General features: G+C 53.6%; 13 protein-coding genes. 1 reads left to right on the forward strand and 12 read right to left on the reverse strand.

The window, feature by feature from the left end:
• From JUK32_RS20440 to JUK32_RS20470, 7 genes are all read right to left on the reverse strand, one after another.
• Positions 1-2,510: Eco57I restriction-modification methylase domain-containing protein (locus JUK32_RS20440; protein WP_204140719.1), on the reverse strand; the 2,510-nt coding region annotated here is incomplete at its 3' end.
• Between the two features lie 3 nt (positions 2,511-2,513).
• Complete coding sequence (locus JUK32_RS20445) at positions 2,514-4,040, reverse strand: hypothetical protein (protein ID WP_204140720.1); 1,527 nt, start codon at positions 4,038-4,040, stop codon at positions 2,514-2,516.
• A 17-nt stretch (positions 4,041-4,057) separates the two neighbouring features.
• Positions 4,058-7,282, reverse strand: coding sequence for a DISARM system SNF2-like helicase DrmD (gene drmD / locus JUK32_RS20450; RefSeq protein WP_375541593.1), 3,225 nt, complete (start codon positions 7,280-7,282; stop codon positions 4,058-4,060).
• 61 nt (positions 7,283-7,343) lie between these two features.
• The gene (locus JUK32_RS20455) at positions 7,344-8,078 is read right to left on the reverse strand and encodes a hypothetical protein (protein WP_204140722.1); all 735 of its coding nucleotides are present in this window, start codon (positions 8,076-8,078) and stop codon (positions 7,344-7,346) included.
• A complete protein-coding gene (locus JUK32_RS20460; protein WP_204140723.1) occupies positions 8,079-8,558 on the reverse strand; it encodes a hypothetical protein in 480 nt (159 codons plus the stop codon). It lies immediately after the preceding gene.
• Entirely contained in the window at positions 8,555-9,052 is a 498-nt protein-coding gene (locus JUK32_RS20465; RefSeq protein WP_204140724.1) for a hypothetical protein, read from the reverse strand. Before JUK32_RS20465 ends, JUK32_RS20460 begins: the two co-directional genes overlap by 4 nt.
• A gap of 100 nt (positions 9,053-9,152) precedes the next feature.
• Positions 9,153-9,398, reverse strand: coding sequence for a DUF433 domain-containing protein (locus tag JUK32_RS20470; RefSeq protein ID WP_204140725.1), 246 nt, complete (start codon positions 9,396-9,398; stop codon positions 9,153-9,155).
• Positions 9,399-9,531: 133 nt separating this feature from the next.
• Between JUK32_RS20470 and JUK32_RS20475 the strand changes: the two genes are divergently transcribed.
• The gene (locus JUK32_RS20475) at positions 9,532-10,395 is read left to right on the forward strand and encodes a WYL domain-containing protein (protein ID WP_204140726.1); all 864 of its coding nucleotides are present in this window, start codon (positions 9,532-9,534) and stop codon (positions 10,393-10,395) included.
• Positions 10,396-10,420: 25 nt separating this feature from the next.
• Here JUK32_RS20475 and JUK32_RS20480 read toward each other — a convergent pair whose 3' ends face one another.
• The 5 genes from JUK32_RS20480 to JUK32_RS20500 all read right to left on the reverse strand — a co-directional run bounded on the left by JUK32_RS20480 (position 10,421) and on the right by JUK32_RS20500 (position 14,240).
• Entirely contained in the window at positions 10,421-10,849 is a 429-nt protein-coding gene (locus JUK32_RS20480; protein WP_239112898.1) for a hypothetical protein, read from the reverse strand.
• A 125-nt stretch (positions 10,850-10,974) separates the two neighbouring features.
• Positions 10,975-11,604 (reverse strand): tyrosine-type recombinase/integrase, encoded by a 630-nt coding sequence (locus tag JUK32_RS20485; RefSeq protein ID WP_204140727.1) that lies wholly within the window; start codon positions 11,602-11,604, stop codon positions 10,975-10,977.
• A 113-nt stretch (positions 11,605-11,717) separates the two neighbouring features.
• Positions 11,718-12,026 (reverse strand): type II toxin-antitoxin system RelE/ParE family toxin, encoded by a 309-nt coding sequence (locus tag JUK32_RS20490; RefSeq protein WP_204140728.1) that lies wholly within the window; start codon positions 12,024-12,026, stop codon positions 11,718-11,720.
• Positions 12,023-12,286 (reverse strand): type II toxin-antitoxin system ParD family antitoxin, encoded by a 264-nt coding sequence (locus JUK32_RS20495; RefSeq protein ID WP_204140729.1) that lies wholly within the window; start codon positions 12,284-12,286, stop codon positions 12,023-12,025. The genes JUK32_RS20490 and JUK32_RS20495 overlap by 4 nt, the downstream gene beginning before the upstream one ends.
• 76 nt (positions 12,287-12,362) lie before the next feature.
• Positions 12,363-14,240: a hypothetical protein gene (locus tag JUK32_RS20500; protein WP_204140730.1), complete on the reverse strand. Its 1,878-nt coding sequence runs from the start codon at positions 14,238-14,240 to the stop codon at positions 12,363-12,365.
• Positions 14,241-14,495: the final 255 nt, after the last annotated feature.

Below are 14,495 nucleotides of genomic sequence, written 5' to 3' on the forward strand. Positions count from 1 at the left end.
ATCGCATCAAACCCCGGATTCTCCCGATCAAACACCTCTGGAAACTCAATTTCCCAGTTAAACGGCGTGATGGGCTTGGCGGCGTTGCGGAGGGAGTCGCGGATGGCGTTTAGGGAGTGTGAGGGTGTGAGGGTATGAGAGTGAGAGGGTGGGGCATCTTCGGTGAGGGTGGATTGTCGCCAGGTGCGGACGAGGTCGCCGTATTCCGAGAGCTTTGCCTCCCGGTCTTTCTTGCTCTTGCCGTCAAAGAACGCCGCAATCTTCACATCGCCGATCAGCTTGGCTTCCTCTAGCTCCTGTTCCGCCCGCTGCCACTGGGCCAGCTTGGCCTCGGCATCCTGGTCGGTGCGGGTATCCAGCGCTTGAATTTGCGCCCGATACGACTTAGCGCGATCGACCTTCTCCTTCAGGTACTTAAACAGCGGCAGATCTTCCGTGGGGTCTTTGCCAAAGGAGCCGATTTCCGCCCGCGTCAGCCCCACCAGCGAATCCCCACACTTCAGCGCATGATCCACAAAGGTAAAGGGCTGGTCTTTGGACAGGGTCACCAGCCACAGCGACAGCTTCGCCAGGTTCACGGCAAAGGGGTTTTTGTCTACCCCATAGAGGCAGCGCTGAGCCACGAGGCGACGGGCATAGAGCACCGGCTCCACCGCAGCGGGCAGGTCGGCGGGCTGACCGTGGGTGTCCCAGGCAGCCACCAGCGTTTCCGCCAGTTGCCGACAGGCTTCCACCAAAAACGCCGCCGACCCCATCGCCAGGTCGCACACCTTCAGCGCCAAAATCTGGTCGGGGGTGGGGTGCGGCCCCAGCGCCTCCAGCACCGGACGCAGGGTGGTCTCCACAATCGGCTGGGTCAGCTTTCGGGGCGTATAGTGAGAGCCCGTGCGGCGGCGTTCTTCCCCCGGTTGCAGGTACAGGCTGCCGGGGGGCAACAGGTTCGGCGTCCGCGACGATACCCGCCGCTCCAGCGCTGCCACCATGTCTTCCACGGTTTCGGCCTGCTTTAGCGCCGTAGCACTCTTGCCCGTGACCTTGCACTCGGCCTCATCCTTCAGCACCTTGGCCCGATCCTTCCCCTTGGTTGCCAGCAGCGCCTCCACATTCACCACCACATCCTTCGGCTTCACCGCAATGGAGCGCCCCTCGGCCACCTCCACCTCGTAGCCCATGATCGCCTCATACACCGAGCCGATCTGCTCCACATCCAGGGCGCGGTAAGAGAGGCGATCGCCATCCAGCATCAGCAGTTTGTCGAGCATCCGGTAAATCACCCCATCGGCAATGCGGGGCGCTTCTACCCGGCCATGGGTCTCATACTGGGTGCCCTGGGGCCGCCCTTCCAAAAACGGATACTCGTCGGGGTCAAACAGTTGCCCGTGGCGGGCTGGGAGATATTCTTCGTAGGCACCGCCGCCGTCATATACCAGCCGAAACAGGCTCAGCAGCGTAGACCAGGCCCCATAGCGCTGATCCATCGTGTCGGGGTAGCTGCCCATGTCTTCCCGCAGCTTTTCGTACAGGCCCGAGACGGCATAGTTCTGCTGATACACCGGGTCATCGGGCATCAGCCCCTCGTCTTCGGCGTACAGCAAAAACACCAGCCGCATCAGCGTGGCGATTAGGCCACCGTAGATGTGTTGGCCCTCACCCCCGGCCCCTCTCCCAGAACGGGCGAGGGGTGATAAGAGGGGGGCAAAGATTTTGCCGTTAGCGGCGGCATCTGCCGCCTGGAAGCCCCGCAGCAGTTCCCACAAGGCATCGAGCACCTGCTCCGCCAGCTTGGTAGACACTTCCGCCTGGTAGTTGCGGCTCTCCACCAGCAGGCGGTTCAACCGCTGATTTTCTGGCACGTTGAATAGGCGATCGGCCCCCAGGAGCAGATCCAGCGCCCCCAGAATCAGCCGCCCCGGCACCTCCGTCATCGCCTGCACCGGCAAGGTCAGATACCCCGACGACTCGCCACTGGGGGCATACACCAGCCGAATGTCGGTACCATTCACCAGCAGCCCCGCCGCAATGCCCGTCTCCCGCAGCAGCCGCTCAAACTTGGCCTGAAAACTCGCCTTCCAGCCCTGCCCCGTCGCCGCCGCCGGGTCATCCTCATCCAAGGGCAGCCCCGGTGCGAGCTCCTGAATCAGCAAAACCCACTCATCGCTGTCGGGGTCTTTGACCCCATAGGTGGGCCGCAGGGTCTCGCCATAGCTGGGCAGCACCGCCGAGAGGCGATCGGGCAGGTCCGCCGCTGGCACCAGGTCTTCGGGCATCCAGCCCAGCACCTGCTGGGTAAAGGCAGGAAAGTTCTCAATCCAGGCAATACCGTCATCCTGGTGGCGCGGGATGGCCTCGGTAGAGATCACCGCTTGCAGCCGCTCTTGCAGGTCTACCAGTTTGGCGCGATCGATCACCGCCTGGGCTTTAATCAGCGCGGGCGGCGACACGACCAGACCCACCGGTTGCAGCAGGCCCAGCCATTCTTGGTGTCTGAGTATGTCGAGATCCTTAGCCATGTCTTATCGACCTCCTCGACTGTTTGTAGCCTTCCGTAGCGTGGGTTTGCGGGGGCGACTTCTTGTCGCCTTCCTTGGAGGTGGTTTTCGTGAATGACTCGTAGATTGCTCACCCACTGGCGCTAACTTTAGGTCATCTCCTGCCATCGAGAAAACATGAGTGCCTTCTGCATTCCGCCAGAACACATAACCGTTTAAATCAGTTTGAGGCGCCAGAGAAGGGGCTTTAATGTCCTCTAAATCAAGCTTCTTAGCAGCTCGGACTTCTTTCTTGGTCTGACCAAAATCAAATAACTTTTCCCACCAACGCATTGCCTTCAGGCAAACTTGCGCATGGCGCTCGACTTCACGAACCGAGGGAAAATGCTCAATCGTTTCATGATGGGTTTGCATTTTGGTCCGAATGCCTTCCTGTCGCCGCCCGACATCAGCCGGATTGTTTTGAATCGCTAAGAGCAAATAAGCCTGCTCTAGCTTTAAATCGGCGGCAATCAGCCCGACCAAACACTGCATGTCATAAACTGCTTGGGGTCCATCAGCCTTCAGAAGTTCTGCTGCACTGCGGGCACCATGCTTGCCATGTTTGCGCTTAACACGGGAAGTTTTATCCTGGAAACGGTCTACGAGTAAGCGATTGCGTTCCAAAATTGAGCGAATGGTTTTCTCAGCAATTGCCAACCGGGCAATCCCATCCACAGAAAAAATGCCTGTATTCATGCGACTCGCAAGCACATCGTCCAGCGTCTCAATCGCGCCATGAATCTCGCCCAAGATAGTGGCTTCTTGCCGGACGTGCAATTCTTCTAACGTATGTTCAATTCTCGCGAGTCGTTGGTTGATCTGATTGAGCTGTTGGGTGCCAACAATGGCGTGCAGCACTTGATAGACCAAGAGCGGAGCTAAAACGGGCATGGCTGCCGCTGCACCATTGGCGAAGCGTAACTGGCCCACAAATTGACCTCCTCCTGTGGCTGTGACAGTACCGATAGAGCCCCCAGTGGTCTGAATCATCTGATGGGTACCAGCAGCAATTTTGGCGACCAGGTCTGGTGGTCCTACAACGCGAAAAAGCTGACCCGCTTGTAAGCCCGTTGCGACCAGAGAGGAGGAGACGCCGAGCTGATCAACGATCGCCCCATTGAGCTTGCCTTGGTGCCAGGGTTCCGGTGAGTGCAGATTGAGCTGCTTGAAATACTCAATGAGTTGTTGGCTTTGTTCCGGCGAGTACTCCATCAGTGCACCCACTAATTCGCCACCGTGGTTGTGCATTTTATGGAGCGTGACTGTCTCGGTAGGTACGAGGGCCGGGGACTCTTCGCCTTGAGGACTCGCTGATTTGTCGTCCATAGAAGCTTCCTGATGACTCAGAAAGACAGCTTTACAGATGCTCTCCCAGGCACTTAGCGATCGAAGACTGGTTAGTTCCAATCTTTCTACCAATGCTTGCCATGCCTCTAGCTGCTTCAGTTCGTCCAGGTTAGCAACATTGAAGTGATCGAAGATGGCTTGTTTGTAATCCTGTAGTTTCATCGATTCCATCTCCTCGGTTAGCTAGATACTGGCCACAAATACACAACCCCCACCGGCTCGATGCGTTCCGCTTTGACCTGATAAGTCTGCTGAATTCGCTCCGGCTCCGTCAAAATTTCCTGCTCCAACTGCGCCACCCGGCTTTCCCAGTGACGCCGATCGCTATCAATCTGCCGCCGCTCCTCCGGGTTAAACAGATTGAGCTGCTGCGTCTCATACTGCTGAGCCTGCTTGAGAATGCGATCGCGCTGTTCCGCCAGCAGTTGCTTCATCTCTGCTGCTTCCCGCTCCCCGCGCTTCTCCAGCTTGCGCTTCGCGCTCTCGGTGAGCTGCTGCGATCGCCGCTCCAGATGGGGCAACAACTCCGCCACATCCTGAGCGGTGTACTGCTTCATCTGCGCCAAACGGTTCGGCGGCACCTCCTGCAAGCGCCGATTTGCCAGCGAATCCTCCAGGATTTTCAGCACATCCCGCTTTTCCCCCTCCGTCAGCGGTCGCAACTTACTGCGCCCCCGCGCTTCCGGGTCCAGCCACTCCGCCGCCACCGTGACAATCTCATCGTGGAGCCGCGCCGCGCGATCGCCATACAGCGACAGCCGCCCCAGCACCAACACCCGAGGAATGGGATCATCCGTGCGCACCACACAGGCCCGCGTCAGCTCATCATGGAGAAACCCTTGCGACAGAAACCGCCCCAACAGCCGCTGCACCATGCGGTGCTCCAGATGCAGGTGCACCACCTCGCCATCCAGCGACCCCGGATCGCGGAACACAATCGGACGAATCGGCGCTGACCTGCGCCATTCCCACAGCTTCTGCCCCCGCTGCCGGGGTGCCCGCAGGGTATCCAGCGTATTTGCCCAGGTCGGGTCGGCTCCCATCTCCTGATCCAGTGCGGGCACTTCCCAGCGGCTACGCTCCTCGTTGTCCACCGCTGCCTCTGCCGAGAGCGGTCTCAGTCCCGGTGCCCCCATCAGCTCTAGCGACACCGAGAGGGCATCGCGAAAGTGGCGATCGCTCAGCCCCAACCAGTCCCGCGAGTCCCGCAGAATCGTTTCCAGTTCTACTTGCTGCTGCCGCAGCTTGTCCTGACGTAGCCGAATCGCCTCTAACTCTTCCTTGATGGCGCGGCCCCTGACCTGAGACGTCTCACCAGCGGTATCTGCCTCGTCGATCGCCCCCTTCAAGGTGGCCTCCTCGTCGGCCCGAATCCCCTGTTCCAACAGCTTTGAAACATTCTTCTCAATCACCGGAGAGAGGCTACCCAACTCCTCGTGGATGCGCTGGGTCTTCTGCACCAGCACATCAATTACCCGATCCTCCGGGCGCTGGGGCAGCACGAAATAGTGACAATGCACCACGGGCGATCGCTGCAATTTTCGGTCGATGCGGCCGTTGCGCTGCTCCATGCGGCTGGGGTTCCACGGCACATCAAAGTGGAATAAATCGGCGCAATAGTTTTGCAAGTTAACCCCCTCCCGCGCCGCATCGGTGGCAATCAAAATCCGCAACGGATGCCGGGTGGGGTCGGCGTTAAAGGCTGCCTTGATTTCCTCACGGCGATCGTCCCCCATGCCTCCGTGGAAAGTGCCGATGCGATCGTGCTCCTGATCAGAGCGAGCAATAATCGTTTTGAGCTGCTGCTCCAGATAGCGCTTGGTGTCGGTGTACTCCGTGAAGATCAGCACCCGCCGATTGAGCCACTTCGCCCCAGATGCCCCCAAATCAGGGCAGAGGTTGGCTTTCATCCAGACTTCTAGCTGGCGAATGCGGCTGTCGGGCTGGTATTTGGCCTGCTCTGCAATCTGGCCCATCTCTGCTAGCAGATCCAACTCCGCCTGAGCAATGCCCGCCCCAGCGGCGTAGGTAGCCTTCTCCATCTGGGTATCTTCTTCCACCATCACCTCGTCTTCGCTGAGGTCGGCGCGATCGTCATCTGATCCTGCGGACTCTTGCAACAGCGACAGGGGACGGCTCGTCACCGCCTGCTGCTGCTCGGCCTGCCGTTCAATCGCCTTGCGGTGAACCCGCAGCGTCCGCGCAAAGGCTTCGATAGAAGACAGCAACCGCTTTTGCAGATTGGTCATCACCAGCATTGCCGCCGTCTGGGTCGATCGCGGCATTTCCTGGAGCCGCTGCTCCCGGAGTTGGCGATACTGTTGCAGCAGGCGAGACAGCTTCAGCTCCGGCGCATCCTCCGGCAGTCCGTCAATCACTACCGGCACCACTTCCCGCTTCGGAAAGTCCGGTTCATTAATCTCGCGCAAATCCTGCTTCAGCCGCCGCACCATCACCGCATCTAGCAGCTTCTTGCTCCGCACGGGAACGCCCCGGCAAAACCGCTGGGGATCAAGAATTTCCAGGAGGGCCGCAAAGCTATTGGAGTGACCATTGTGGGGCGTTGCTGACAAAAACAGTCGATGCTCAAATCGGGTAGCTAAGTCCCGCACCACCTTGGTGAGCTGCGAGTCAATCGCATACCGCGACCCGCTGGCAGGAGCGGCGTTATGGGCCTCATCTAAGATGAACAAGCCCCCCGCCGAGAAGTCCCCCAGCCAGTCCCGCAGCGGCGCTGCATAGGTCTCATCCCGCAAGAGAGAATGGGAAATAATGAAGCGGGTGTGAGTCTTCCAGGGGTTGATGCCATAGCCCCGCTGCCGACGCTTCGCGGCCATAAAGTCGCGATCGAAAATCACGAAGGTGAGACCAAAGCGGCTCTCCATTTCCTCCTGCCACTGACGCACCACCGATGGCGGACAGGAAATCACGACGCGCTTGATCTTCTGGCGCATCAACATCTCCCGCAGAATCAGCCCCGCCTCAATGGTCTTGCCCAAGCCCACATCATCGGCAATGAACAGGTTCACCCGTGGCATCCGCAGCGCCTTGCGCAACGGCTCTAGCTGATAGGTCTTAACCTCAATTCCGGCTCGATAGGGGGCCTGAAAGAGCTTCGGCTCAGTGGAAGTGACGCAGTTCCATCGCAAAGCATGGAGATACGCCGAAAAATAGCGGGGATCGTCGAACCCCTTACTCGCCACCGACTCCCAGGAATCCGTCTCCAGGATCTGGGCATCAATTTCCCGCTCCCAGAACACCTCCAGCGCTTCGCCCTGGGCATCGTCCTCCAAGCAAGCCAGGCTCACAATATGGTCGCCCGCTGGTTCTGCTGGGGGCGTGACTTCCTCGACCAGATATTGGCGCGATCGCACTCGCACGATCTGACCTGGATTGAGGATTATTTTTTCATTTGATTCAGTTAATAACAAACACTAACCCTCATCGCTTTTACAGATGCTCGAATCAGCCTTTCAACTTCCTGACTTCTTGAGCAGTAGTTTCAATTACGTGAAACTTATCCAAATGATCTTCAATAAATGTATGCCCTCTCTCTGCCAAAAGATTAATATTTTGGTTTAGGAGCTTAATGTCATCATTCAGCTCAATCAAGAAGTTATGAGCCGTATCAATAATATTGGCAAGCCTTCTATCAACTGCTTTCAGCAAAATCTCACGGGCAGCAGTATTATCTGAAAACCTTTCCTCAATTTTCTCTAAATCTATTGCCGCTTCAGCAAATGCGACATCCTGTAGCTCCTTATACTTGATGGTTTTTTCATATACCAAGGACTGAGCTTGATCTTTCAAGTCAAGCTGCATTTGCCCAATCGCCATCACAGCATCAGTGTTTAATTTAGTGAGTTCTTTCTGATACCTCATAATGGCTTCGGAGACACATTTCATGCGTTCTAGCTCTCTGTCTTTTCTACACTCTTCAATTTCAACCAACACTCTTTGCACTTCAGTTTCTTTCTTGATGGCGAGTGCAGTATCCAGCTCTTTTTCTTCTTTTTTGATCTTTGCCTCAGCATTGATCATGGCTGTTTCCTGTTCAACTTTAATTTTATGGTCAATCTCCTTCAATTCTATTTGCCTCTTGTGCTCTATGTGCTTCAAAGGCTCACCAGCCCAGTCAGTGATCATTTTGATGGGCAAATAAACAATGTCATCCAATTTATCAAACATATTTAGTAGCATTTAGCTTTGCTCCTGTAATTTATCTAGTTGACGCTGAAACAATGCTCTATCTTTTTCTCTAGCAAAGAGCAGTTCATTATATTTTTTGTTGCCATTCGCACTAACATTGAGAAGACTCTCCAGAAAATCTATCTTTGCCCTCAGAACCGGAAAAACAAAGCTTTCTGATTTTTTGGCAAGGTGTTTCTGCTTATATTTAATATGCTCTTGAATCAGTGAAGACATGAATACCAAGAAAGCCTGCCTGACAGCCTCTTTGTAATCGTCTGACTCTTCAGAAAGGAATGAGAAATGCTCATTAAGCCATCCTAGAAAATATTTCTCAATAGCAATATCCATTGAAACTGGTTCATTCTCATAGGCAAACATAGGAATAAAGACCTCTCGTTCTTGTGAAAGGAAGTCTGCGAGTAGTTTCTGACGCATGCTCTTTAAGAAAACGAGCATTTCCGACAGTTCTTCCGGCTCTAATGAACTCATTTCTCTGTTTCTGTTGGAGAGTTGACTGACTGGGTAGCTTTCCTCGTTTGTTTTCTTAGTTCACCAATCATGTCTACTGTATTTTCCTCCATCAAGTTGCTAGATAGGTCTAGACTGCGAGTGTAACTTTCAACCAGATCTTCAATCCAGGCTGAAGCAACTTTGCTATCGACTTCTGAGTCTTTAAGTGTGTCGGACACCTCCTTTAGAGATTCAGAAAAGAATTTGGCCCTTTCTTTTCTAAGTTCTTCTTGCAAGTTGGCTGCAAACTTGATTTCCTCTTTGTATTCTTTCAAGAGTTCGAGATAATGTTTCTCATACTCATAAAGGATGTTGAGTTTCTCTTTGAGAACTTTGGGCTCGATTTTGTCTTGAATTCTATAGAGAATTGACTGGACGAGCTTTTCTTTAGCGTTGTTATCTATCTCAAGCTGGCTAAGGCTCGACCAAAGTATGGTCTTTAGTCCATCAAGGTTTCCATTTTGATTTGGCATGTTTTTTCCTGATCCTTCTAAATAGCAAATCTTGGCTTAAATAAAATTATTTAACTCGAATTCTTGGTCTCAAGATAATAGAGGACAATAGTCAAAAGACTTATTCAACTGACTTTGATCTGTGACTGAAGAGATCGTGGGGCAACTGATCAGTAATGCGGAAATAGGCATAAGCGAGACAGGCTCGAATGTCTTCACTTGTCATGTCGGGATGAGCCTGCATCAAGTCATGGTAGGAAAAACCATCGGCCAAACGGCCAATCACCTGAGCCACCGGAATCCAGCGTTCTCGAATCACAGGCTTGCCATCCAAGATGCCGGAATTTTCAGTAATACGTTCTAGCAACAGACGTCGGGGGGCATTTATTAGACAGATAAAGTATCCGTATCTCATTGAATACATCTATCATGGCAGCGATAATGGAGCTATTCAATAGAAAACATCACGAAGTGTCCGTACACTCACCTCCTTTCCCCTAATGACTCGCAAAAAACGCTCCATTACCCTCTCCATCGAAGAGCATGAAAAGGCTGAGCTAGAGCAACTAGCCCTGGACTTTGGGCAAAAATGGGGTGACAGCCCAAATGTGTCCAAATTGTTGAAGGCGATCGCCCAAGGTAAACTTCGCCTCGCGGCTAACCACGACTGGAGTCGAGATCGGATTGACACCCTCAATGGTTCCCTGAATTTACTGAAGGATCTCGGTGAGCTGGAAAAGGCTACGGAGATGGCGCACTTACTGCTTGAACGGAGCGAATTAAGTCTGCCATTACGCCAAGAAATTGAGCATTGGTTAAAACAACCCAGTGCTCCTTGGCGCGTTCATCTCGACAGCTTTATCCGCAGACAGCGTCCCTTCTGCCTGACTTACCAAGATGCCGCTGACCGCATCATGACGTTCACCATTCGCCATGCCAAAGTTAAACGCCATGAAGATCGCCAGTATCTCGACTGCTGGTGCGATGAAACCGAAGACAATCGCGACCTTGAGTCCTTGCAACACAACTGGTCGTTGCGCATCGATCGCATTCCCGATGAAGCCACGATTTCACCCGCTGAGGGCCACTGGCAGCCCGAACTCGGGCACCTCGAAGTCGAATTACATCTTCTCAATCAACTCGCTGTCGGCTATCGCACCAAGACGGGGGCCGACTTGGTCAACGAATGGCTGCCGGAACAGCAAGTACGGCGGGTGGTGCGGCGCCTTCACTACTCGTTTTGGTTCTTTCGTGAAGTGCGCCGCTATGGGGCTAATTGCGTCATTGTGGGACCGGATGCGGTGCGCGATCGCTTCGCCGAAGACATCGCCCGTCAGTATCAGCAGTACTTCCCTGTTGCTTAAAGCAAACGATTGCCTCAGCTAGGCTTCAGACTTTGAAAACTTGTGTTTCGTCTTCATTGGTGAAGTAGTACCCCTCAACGTGGAAATCTGGACCCAGTTTTGCAGCCAGAATATCGCGATATTTTTCCGCCTGTTCTCTTACTTTATTGCGATCCCTGTTCCGTCCTGTACGGACTGTCTTCCCGGTACGTACCAAGTCAATCCATTTCACCTCTACAACAGCAAACCGGCTTTCACCATTGGTGAAAATCAAATCTCCTTTGCCTCGATCTCCTTGATTTGGCTCAGCCTCCCATTCGTCATCAACGACAAATGGATAGTCAGGTAGCAGTTGAGAGCTACTCAGCACTAACTCGCGTTTGAGGGCAAACTCTTCATTGCCGTCCCAGTAACGTCCTTCAAAATAGGCGCGCAGCACGCGATCGCGATGCCCAATTTCAGCTCTGTCAATCATGTGTTGGATTTCATCCTGTAACGATAAGAAGATCTCCAAACTCCGTGCTCGACGTTCCTATTAATACATTGATGTGATTACACGACTTCCGTATGACGGTTTTGCCCACTGCAGCCAAGAATCCCCTAATCCTGCCAGAAGTCTCTGAAGCGCCCTGGCGACAACTCTGTGTACTTCACCGTGTGCTGGATGTTGCGGTGCCCCAGGTATGCCTGAATTGCCCGCGTGTCATGCCCCTTGGCGGCCAGATAGTAGCCACAGGCATGACGAAGTTGATGGGGATGCACGGGAAACGCCAACTCTGCCGCCTTCCCCGCTCGCTGAATGATGTTGTGCCCCGTGCGCTCTGTCATCGGGCCACCTCGCTCCGTCACGAACAGGTACGGCGTGTCGGGATAATCGCGCTGGAGTTGTCGCAGCGATCGCAGCTCTGGCCCCCGGAGTGGATGAGTCGCTGGCGTCCCCTTCTTCCGTCGCGCCACGTGGAGCACTCCCGCTTTTAGATCAATCTGGTCCCACCGCAGGGAGATCGCCTCCGATACTCGAAAGCCGTGGCGATACATGATCATGATCAGCGTTGCATCGCGATGACCGTGGCGACCGATGTTCTTCGCGGCTTGAATGAGCTGATCGACTTCATCGGGGGTGAGGTGCTCGCGCGATCGCACCGCGTCATTTTTCGGTTTGCGCGGTGGCACGTTGGGCACCTCTTCAAACTTTGCCGAAAATGATGTTTGGGCAGTTTTGTCTGACATGGCTCTAAAGATTGAAGCGTCGTTGTCGAATGGAGTGAACATTGCCGAAAATGCTCATTTTCGGCAATGTTTTTAATTTCTGCGGATTGTCAGGGCTTTCTGATATTTGTGGACTACTCTGGATCCTCCTCAAATAAAGCGGGCAGATCTTGATAGCCGCTCACGACTCGGAAGATCTCGATCGCGTCATTGAGCAGACGATAGAAAATCAAATACTGTTTGTAGGGCACACTGCGCAAACCAGGATAGAGTTCATCGCGTTTGCGACCGATTTCTGGAAACTGGGCAATGCGTTGCAAAGCAGCGTCGATACCACTGAGGAAATCTTCGGCTCTGGTCAAACTACTGTGAGTGGCCAGGTAATCGGCGATCGCCTCAATATCCTGACTGGCCTCCGGGGTAATGCGGCAGGAGCGGGTCATTGTTGAGCGTGGCGATCGCGAAGGCGCTGACGAATGGCATCAATTTCCGTGGAGGCGTTTAACAGTTCTCCCTGCTCAGCTTCCGCCGCACCCAGTAAGATCTCTTGCCGTAACTCCTCAAATCGTCCCTGATAAATCTGTTCCCGCTCTGCCAGGGCTTGTAGTCCCGCCAACAAAATGTCGTCCAGAGAAGCGTACTTGCCACTAGCGATTTGGCGATCGGTGAATTGTTTTAGGTCAGGGGGCAGCGAAAGGGCCATTGCCTGGATGCCTGAAGGGTATTTGTGTAGAGTTTAGCGTGTGGGGCAAAAACGCCAGCACGGTAGCTGTTGGCGCTTACTCGCTCTTACCCTGCAAATCCCAGGTCGTTGAAGCGCCGCAGATGTCGTCAATGGTTTTCTGCACCTTCACCTCGATCAGCCGCATCTTTTGGTCGGGGCGACGTTTGTCGTAGATCCGCTCCAGGGTTTCCATGGTATGACCCATGGCTGTTGCTAAGGACTTGAGTTCGGCCAGAGAACTGCTGTTCTCAATCATGTAGACCGCATAGACCGATCGCATCAAGTGCGGGTTCATATAACGACGGCCCAATTGCGCATGCATGGTCATGCGGTTAAAGGCCAAAGCGAACTTAGTACCAAAGTCGCCAATTCGAATTGCTTTCCCAGACTTGCGACCGAGGAAAAACCATCCCGCTGGCTGCTCACCGCTGGCTTCTTCTATCTTCAGGAGTGATGAGCGCAGTTCATGGTATTTGAACTTTTCGTGAGGTCGCTCTAAGCTGCGGCCTAAACTTACCCAGTTGCCGCGCTTGTCGCGCCAGTAGCCCATTAGGTAAGCCTCTAGAAAGTCGTAGAGTGTTTTGCCCTGATAGACTTGTCGATTCAAAATCGTGATCCGCTGGTAACGATGAGAATCGCCGCTCTTGGCGGCACGAGGTGGAGTGTCCTTAAACCACATCGGCACCCGCTCCAAGTAGCGGTCTGCGGGTGGCATGGTTCCTAGATAGGGGCCAAATTTCTCCCCCGTCTGAGGATCAACATGAACATACTGGCGGGTCAAGTAGCTGAACTTGATTTCGTCCTGACTCCGGCGATCGCTGGGTAGGGGCCAAATCCATTCACCTTCCCGCAAGTCGTCTGGACGGCTCTTGAGATCACAGGCCATCGCGATTTTGGCACGGCACCATTCACCCGAACGGCGTGGCGGCATTAAGGTGAATACCGCGAACATGATGGCATTGGCAAAATCATCTGCGATCTTGGTGTCTGACCGCTTAGACCAAGTGGCCGTGCGGTGTTCAGTCCATCTAAAGGCTGGCAGGGTGACATGATTAATCACATGGGGCAAATCGAGCCATTTCAGTTCCAGGGGAATCGCGGCCAATTCGTTGCTGGAAAGTTCTTCGTAATAGTTGATTAGCTCGCGTAGACGCCCCATTAGCGGGATATCGTTGCCGTGTTTATTGAGGTACTGACCGCGATACTGGTACTGACAAAGCCGAGTCAGGCTAACTAAGTCACTCGAAATCGTCCGATTCACACAGCCGCGTGCGGCCATAAAATCTGCGTATTCCAGGGCCAAATCTTCAAAATCGTCGATCACCTGGTCGGTCGCTACCTGATCCTGAAAATCGGCCAGACCAATAATGGAATCAAAGGTGAGGCCTTCTTTCGGGATGCCTCGTTGGTTATGTAGAAAGCCCCAGAATTTACGTACTGCCCGTTGCCGCATCGAACTGGTGGTGTCGCGAATCGATTTTTGACGGCGCTGCCGTTGCCGTGTCTTCTCCAGGTAATCACCGTAGGTCTTGAGCAGTTGTGCTTGATCAGCCGTCAAATCCTTCTCGGCTAGAGCAAACTTGCTGAAATCAATATCGTTTGGCCGGAGCTTGGGTCGCTTCCCAACCGCTTGCGGCTGTTCTGGAATTCGCTTCTGTTTTTGCGTCAGGATAGCAGGATTAATCAGGATGCCGTTTTCAAAGCACCAATTCACAAAACGTCGAACATGAGAGCGGTGCGCAGAACGATTTTTGTTCTCTTTTTGTTCGACATTAAATCCCGTTTCTAAAACGGCCTCCCAGTCATATAAACGTTCGATAGGAAGATTGCTTAGAGCATACTCAGTATTTGCTTTGTCGGCCAAAGTCGCTCGCGCCGAGGTCAAACGTGGGAAGCCTAGACCCACCATCCAGTAGCGGCGGAGTACTGACATCAAATCTCTGAGGTGCTGTTTGTCGTTCGATCTCAGACTCTTCTCGTAGTACTGTAGCGTTGCATGAATTGTTTGCATCTGCTTCTCAATTTATCTAGGGTTTTCCGAATTGTTTCAATGTGTGCGGCCCAGTCATTGGAATAATAGCAAAAAGCGTAAATTACGGAAGCCCTTAAATGATCTTTGGTTTGGCGATTTTGTCGAACAAATAGCTATATATAGAAAATCGCTTTATCTAACACCAAGATCTGTGAA

The sequence above is a fragment of the Halomicronema sp. CCY15110 genome (assembly GCF_016888165.1).
Lineage (GTDB): Bacteria > Cyanobacteriota > Cyanobacteriia > Phormidesmidales > Phormidesmidaceae > Halomicronema.

What these genes read in the sequence shown, in the direction of transcription:
- JUK32_RS20495 (WP_204140729.1), bottom strand. Translation starts at nt 12,286, where the DNA reads ATGGCCCTTTCGCTGCCCCCTGACCTAAAACAATTCACCGATCGCCAA.
- JUK32_RS20455 (WP_204140722.1), bottom strand. Translation starts at nt 8,078, where the DNA reads ATGCTACTAAATATGTTTGATAAATTGGATGACATTGTTTATTTGCCC.
- JUK32_RS20480 (WP_239112898.1), bottom strand. Translation starts at nt 10,849, where the DNA reads ATGATTGACAGAGCTGAAATTGGGCATCGCGATCGCGTGCTGCGCGCC.
- JUK32_RS20475 (WP_204140726.1), top strand. Translation starts at nt 9,532, where the DNA reads ATGACTCGCAAAAAACGCTCCATTACCCTCTCCATCGAAGAGCATGAA.
- JUK32_RS20445 (WP_204140720.1), bottom strand. Translation starts at nt 4,040, where the DNA reads ATGAAACTACAGGATTACAAACAAGCCATCTTCGATCACTTCAATGTT.
- JUK32_RS20485 (WP_204140727.1), bottom strand. Translation starts at nt 11,604, where the DNA reads ATGTCAGACAAAACTGCCCAAACATCATTTTCGGCAAAGTTTGAAGAG.
- JUK32_RS20500 (WP_204140730.1), bottom strand. Translation starts at nt 14,240, where the DNA reads ATGTCAGTACTCCGCCGCTACTGGATGGTGGGTCTAGGCTTCCCACGT.
- JUK32_RS20465 (WP_204140724.1), bottom strand. Translation starts at nt 9,052, where the DNA reads ATGCCAAATCAAAATGGAAACCTTGATGGACTAAAGACCATACTTTGG.
- JUK32_RS20460 (WP_204140723.1), bottom strand. Translation starts at nt 8,558, where the DNA reads ATGAGTTCATTAGAGCCGGAAGAACTGTCGGAAATGCTCGTTTTCTTA.
- JUK32_RS20490 (WP_204140728.1), bottom strand. Translation starts at nt 12,026, where the DNA reads ATGACCCGCTCCTGCCGCATTACCCCGGAGGCCAGTCAGGATATTGAG.